Annotated in this window: 1 protein-coding gene; it reads left to right on the top strand. The window is 26.7% G+C overall.

Features of this window, described 5'->3' with window-relative positions:
• Positions 1-142: 142 nt before the first annotated feature.
• Positions 143-540, top strand: a 398-nt coding sequence (locus ACVHXK_RS18690) for a transposase (protein WP_461207921.1), incomplete at its 3' end; no start/stop codon positions are given.

Raw genomic sequence — 540 nt, 5'->3', positions numbered from 1 at the left:
GAGGCCACTGAAAAACTATGAAATTAAAATCATTATCGCATTAAATGTGATAATGATTTTTTTATATCTCAAAAAGGATTTTGAGGCTTGATGTCGAATAAATATATATATAGACTATTATTGATAGGAAGGAACTATACATATGATTAAAGGACAACAAAAACTAGTGATGAGCCAATATTTAGAACTTTATGATCTTCTTATACCAAAGGATCATATGCTAAGAAAAATAAATGATTTAGTTGATTTTTCATTTATTTATGATGAATTACTTTGTAATTATAGTTTGGGTCAAGGTCGTGGTGCAAAAGACCCAATAATGATGTTCAAATATTTACTGCTTAAAACAATATATGAAATTTCTGACGAAGACGTTGTAGAACGTTCACTTTATGATATGTCATTTAAATATTTTTTGAATTTAGCACCTGAAGAAAAAGATTTAATAAATCCTAGTTCGTTGACTAAATTTAGAAAGCTACGCTTAAAAGATATTAATTTATTGGATATGCTAATTGCTAAAACAGTACATTTAGCAAT

Source organism: Clostridium sp. DL1XJH146 (assembly GCF_054819755.1).
Note: the sequence above shows the minus strand (reverse complement) of the source record. Positions and strands in the feature narration are given on the sequence as shown.